Annotated in this window: 4 protein-coding genes and 2 pseudogenes; 1 reads left to right on the top strand and 5 read right to left on the bottom strand. The window is 51.7% G+C overall.

The window, feature by feature from the left end; genetic code table 11:
• Positions 1 to 28: 28 nt before the first annotated feature.
• Together DZ54_RS21365 and lexA are read right to left on the bottom strand one after the other, a co-directional pair.
• Positions 29 to 763 (bottom strand): class I SAM-dependent methyltransferase, encoded by a 735-nt coding sequence (locus tag DZ54_RS21365; protein WP_338057051.1) that lies wholly within the window; start codon positions 761 to 763, stop codon positions 29 to 31.
• Between the two features lie 123 nt (positions 764 to 886).
• A pseudogene (gene lexA / locus DZ54_RS21360) lies at positions 887 to 1512 on the bottom strand (transcriptional repressor LexA).
• A 213-nt stretch (positions 1513 to 1725) separates the two neighbouring features.
• On the opposite strand from lexA, the gene plsB reads away from it, so the two are divergent.
• Positions 1726 to 4161, top strand: coding sequence for a glycerol-3-phosphate 1-O-acyltransferase PlsB (gene plsB, locus DZ54_RS0112005; RefSeq protein WP_025674327.1), 2436 nt, complete (start codon positions 1726 to 1728; stop codon positions 4159 to 4161).
• Positions 4162 to 4212: 51 nt separating this feature from the next.
• On the opposite strand, the gene DZ54_RS27515 is transcribed toward plsB, so the two are convergent.
• The 3 genes and pseudogenes from DZ54_RS27515 to DZ54_RS25255 all read right to left on the bottom strand — a co-directional run.
• Complete coding sequence (locus tag DZ54_RS27515) at positions 4213 to 4305, bottom strand: PAAR domain-containing protein (protein WP_240473993.1); 93 nt, start codon at positions 4303 to 4305, stop codon at positions 4213 to 4215.
• Entirely contained in the window at positions 4305 to 4511 is a 207-nt protein-coding gene (locus DZ54_RS21355; RefSeq protein ID WP_240473992.1) for a hypothetical protein, read from the bottom strand. The genes DZ54_RS27515 and DZ54_RS21355 overlap by 1 nt, the downstream gene beginning before the upstream one ends.
• Positions 4512 to 4520: 9 nt before the next feature.
• Positions 4521 to 5051 (bottom strand): annotated as a pseudogene (locus DZ54_RS25255) (glycosyl hydrolase family 26); the annotation flags it as partial.

Here is a 5051-nt window from a genome sequence, read left to right as displayed (position 1 = left end):
AAACGCAGGCGATAACGCGGCATCGCTGCTAGTGCGCGCTGCCAAAACGCCACCTTGGACACGGTTTGTCGAGCGGCGAGTGCTCTTCAACTCGACAGGCCCAAGGTAAAGCACGAATGATGGCCATCCGCGGATCAGAAAAACCATGTTGATAATATTCGCACCCTAGTTTCTGCCCGACCCGGCTATGGCACTTGTCGCCGGCTAAGGTTAAACAGGCCTCAAGCTGCGGGAAATAGCGGCTAATATGCTGGCAAAACGCTGAAATTTCCTGGTTGGTGCACTCAAGTAACGCTTGATCGCAAATTAACATCGTCGGATGGCCCGCAGGGACCGCCAGTTGGGCGAGCCAATCAAGCTGCTTGACGGACCCTTGTACCATTCGGAAGCGCTCACTGGTGTGGAACAAGCGCTCGCGCCACAATAAGGTTTCGTCGACATCGACTTCTAACCAGCGACAACGGCCGTTATCGAGCCGATAGAAACGGGTGTCTAACCCACCACCAACATTAATGATCCACGCCGTAGGATGCTGAGCAAGAAATTGTTTAACAATGGTATCGCACTGGTGAGTGAGCGTGGCATAAAGCAGCTGGGTTTGGTCTAAGTTGTGCCAATCACACTCGGGCTGCAAGACGCACCCCTGGCACGCGGCCGCGGCCACAGGGTCATAAATTACGCCATTATCAGTCAGGCTCTCACGACTGCGCAGCCACATGGGCTTAAATAGCTTACTGGGAACAGAATGCTGTTGCGTACGCACGGACACCTCCACACACGACAATCAATAATGATAATAATTATCGTTTAAATGCAGAGAAATGCAAAGGTGTTTTTTTAACCGTGTGCTCAATTGGCGGACATTAATGCCCGCCAATCTCCGTATTTACATCCAATCCGCATTGCGAATCACACCTACGGCGACGCCTTCAATCGTCAGTGACTGTGCGGTCAAATCCACCGAAATCGGCATAAATGCATCGTTCTCAGCATGAAGGACCACATTCGACCTTTCTTTTCCAGCCGTTTGACAGTGACATCGTCATCCACACGGGCAACCACCACTTGGCCATTGTGCACGTCTTGAGTTTTGTGCACCGCCAATAAGTCACCGTCAAGAATACCGATATCTTTCATGCTCATACCGCTGACGCGCAGTAAAAAGTCTGCACTCGGCTTAAACAACGCCGGATCCACCTGATAGAGGCTCTCTACATGCTCTTGTGCCAAGATGGGTTCACCCGCCGCCACGCGGCCAATTAAGGGCAAGCCTTGATCCTCAGGTGTCACCACTTCTTCTTCGCTAATTAGGCGAATACCGCGTGATGCCCCGGGAATAATTTCTAATACGCCTTTACGCGCCAAGGCTTTCAGATGCTCTTCGGCGGCATTGGCGGAGCGAAACCCCAGCTGACGGGCGATTTCGGCACGTGTCGGGGGCATCCCTGTGTCTTCAATGTGGGTTTTAATCAGCTCGAAGATTTGTTGCTGTCTCGCGGTTAACGGCTTCATGCTCTTACCTGTCTTTTTATACAGTTAACTGTGAGTATATCCAGTAATATACGGCTTGAAAAGAACTAATTATGAGCACGAGAAGCGGATCTCCTTCTCTTTAACCGACTCAAAAGCGCGCAATCTCGCGTCAATTCTCTGCCTTTGGTTGCAAGTTCGCAGCCATTTTCTGCTATCCTTGGCGCGCATTTTGAATTTGAGGCACTGACTATCATGGCGCTCTGGCAAAAGATTTATTACAAGCTATTAAATTTGCCGCTTTCTGCCTGGGTAAAAACCCAATGCATCCCCTCTGAACCGATCGAGCAGCTTGGTCTGTCTCTTGCACGTCCTATTGTGTATGTGTTGCCGTTTCGGTCTCATTCGGATTTATTAACGTTACGGCGTACGTGTTTACGTCAAGGATTACCGGACCCACTCAAGCCCCTCACTATTGGTGATACCACACTGCCGCGCTATGTATTTATTAGTCACGGCCGTAAAGTCTTCTCCGCGGATCAAGACTTGCCCACACGCTCCTTAGCGCATTTTAAAGACTTGCTTCACTTACACCGGCAAGATAGTGAGCTGGATATCCAACTGGTCCCCGCCTCCGTATTGTGGCAACGCGATCCGGGTAACGAAACACAGCGCCACCAAGCGACGTTGCGCGCCATGAATGGGCCGGAAAAATTCTGGACTATCCTCACCCGTGGCCGTGATGGCATGGTGCGATTAAGCCAAGCAGTATCACTGCGCTACATGGCGGACAAACACGGCACTGATCAAGCAATCGCCCATAAACTGGCACGGGTGGCGATGATCCACTTTTCGCGGCAAAAGCTCGCAGCCTCCGGGCCACGTTTACCTAATCGTGGGCTGCTATTCAAACGCCTGCTGGCGTCGAAGGCGATCGATAAAGTCGTACATGATGAAGCGAAAAGCCGTGATGTGTCGGTTGAAAAGGTCCGTAAAGAAGCCGTCGATATGATGGAAGAAATTGCGGCAAACTTTTCCTACCGCTTGATTAGATACAGCGACCGCATTCTGACCTGGCTGTGGAATAAACTGTATCAAGGCATTCATGTGAACAATGCCGAAAGGGTGCGCCAGCTGGCGCAAGATGGCCACGAGATCGTTTACGTGCCGTGTCATCGCTCGCACATGGATTATTTGCTGCTCTCATACGTACTGTATAAAGAAGGTTTAGTCCCGCCGCATATTGCCGCCGGGGTGAACCTCAACTTCTTCCCCGCCGGGCCATTGTTCCGTCGCGGTGGCGCCTTTTTTATTCGCCGTAGCTTTAAAGGCAACCGCCTATATTCCACCGTTTTTCGTGAATACTTGGCCGAGTTATTTGCCCGCGGTTATTCGGTGGAATATTTCGCCGAGGGCGGACGCTCCCGCACGGGCCGCTTACTGCCGGCTAAAACGGGGATGCTGTCGATGACCTTGCAAGCCATGCTACGAGGGCAGCAGCGCCCCATCACTTTGGTACCGGTCTATATCGGCTACGAGCATGTGATGGAAGTGAACACCTATGCCAAAGAGCTGCAAGGTCAGCGTAAAGAAAAAGAAAGCGTGGGCCAAGTACTCGGGATCGTGCGTAAATTGCGCAATTACGGCCTTGGCTATGTGAACTTCGGTGAGCCGATTGCGCTCAATCAGCACCTCAATGAACAAGTGCCAGATTGGCATGACTATATTGATCCGATGGAGCCACAAAAGCCGGCCTGGATGAACCCCGTGGTGAGCGAGTTAGCGACCAAGGTCATGACCCATATCAACGATGCCGCCGCCACTAATGCGCTGAACCTCTGTGCGACCGCGCTGCTGGCCTCGCGCCAACGTGCCCTTAGCCGTGAAGCCCTGGAAAGCCAACTCGCTGTGTATCAGGGTCTACTGACTCAGGCCCCGTACTCTGCCAGCAGTAGTGTCCCACAATCCTCACCGGCTGAATTGGTCGAGCATGCGCTGTCGTTGAATAAACTGGTGGTCGAAAAAGACACCATGGGTGAAGTTATTTCTCTCGATCGCCAGCAAGCAATTTTAATGACGTACTATCGCAACAATGTGATCCACCTTGTGGCACTGCCGTCATTGATCGCGCAAATCCTGGTGACCCACCAGACCATCAGTCAGTCCGGCTTGCGCGCCTGTGTACAACAGCTCTATCCGTTACTCAAAGCGGAACTGTTTATGAGCTTTGATGATGCCGGACTCAACAGTTACTTTGACGCCCTCTTACACGCCATGCACGCACAGTCCTTGTTGTGCTGTGAGGGCGATAAAGTCACCATGAACAATGCCAAACTCGGCGAGCTGCAATTACTGGGGCGTACGATTGCCGAAACCCTGCAGCGCTATGCCATTACTTTAACCTTGTTCACTCATCAGCCACACATTGATAAACGTGATTTGGAAAAGCACAGCCAGATGCTGGCGCAACGACTCAGTCGTTTGCATGGTATCAACGCCCCTGAGTTTTTCGATAAACGGGTCTTTACCATCTTTATCGATACCCTGCGCGAGCAAAGCTATTTAGATGATGATGCCAAAGCCAATGCTGAACGCATCCAGGCCTTGAATGACTTTGTCTGTGGTTTGATCTCACCGGAAGTGCAATTAACCATTCAAGCGGTCTTGAATCAGCCGTTGAATGAAAGATAACTGAAGAAAAACATCAACCCTGTATGAGATAAACTAGGGGCGTTGCCGCCCCTAACCAATGATGACATCCCCGGAGCCTGATATCAGCACGCCACCACAATTAAGCGCATCGCCAATGCGAGCGGCGGGTTTACCATCAATCATTACCCAGTTGAGCCCGCGGCAATCTGGCGGCCATGAAAGCCATGTGGCGTTTTTGGGCATGGGCAACCGTGCGGAGCGGCCGCATCACTCAACCTTGCCGCCGGCAGGCCATTAATCATCACCCCAGCGCTGGCGCTGGTCAATGCGGTGGGCGGAAAGCACCCATGTCCACCGGCGGTATCACCTAATCGTGCTGCCCCTGGCATAGCACCTCCTTAACGTGTAATCACCATACGCCCATCAATGATGGAGAATAGCGGCAGAAAACTATTGATCCAACCAGACTCTTGAGAGCTGATACGAAGTGGCGAATGCCCTCGTTGGTCTTCTAACTTCACTAGCTTTCCGCCCATATAGCTTTTCACCGTATACTCATGCCACTCTCTTCGTGGAACAACCGCTGCGTCATCAGCACGCTCAAAGTCACCAGGAATATCCATCACATCAAAAAACTCCTCCGGCTCGGTCATATAGGCTTCGGCTTTAGCCTGCTCACGCCCCGCTAATGACCACGCCATTTTTAAGCCTTCAAAGTCTCGCTTTTGAAGCAAAGTGAGAAGGTGGGTATATGCGCGATACAGCATTTTCATATGCTTAGGGTTGTTTTTATCAAACGGGGTGGCATCCACCCAGCGCCAGCGGGGTATCGTCTTTATATGGATGGGGCGTGCAAATTCTGTCAAGTAGCCGCGCACACTACCGTCAACATTGACCAAAGGGGTTTGGTACTTCGCCGGATAGGTGGT

The sequence above is a fragment of the Salinivibrio socompensis S35 genome (genome assembly GCF_000513715.1).
Taxonomy (GTDB): Bacteria; Pseudomonadota; Gammaproteobacteria; order Enterobacterales; family Vibrionaceae; genus Salinivibrio; species Salinivibrio socompensis.
This window is presented reverse-complemented; position numbering and strand designations above follow the sequence as displayed.

Excerpts from the sequence above, each read along its gene's own strand:
- plsB (WP_025674327.1), top strand. The coding sequence starts at position 1,726 with ATGGCGCTCTGGCAAAAGATTTATTACAAGCTATTAAATTTGCCGCTT.
- DZ54_RS27515 (WP_240473993.1), bottom strand. The coding sequence starts at position 4,305 with ATGATTGATGGTAAACCCGCCGCTCGCATTGGCGATGCGCTTAATTGT.
- DZ54_RS21355 (WP_240473992.1), bottom strand. The coding sequence starts at position 4,511 with ATGCCAGGGGCAGCACGATTAGGTGATACCGCCGGTGGACATGGGTGC.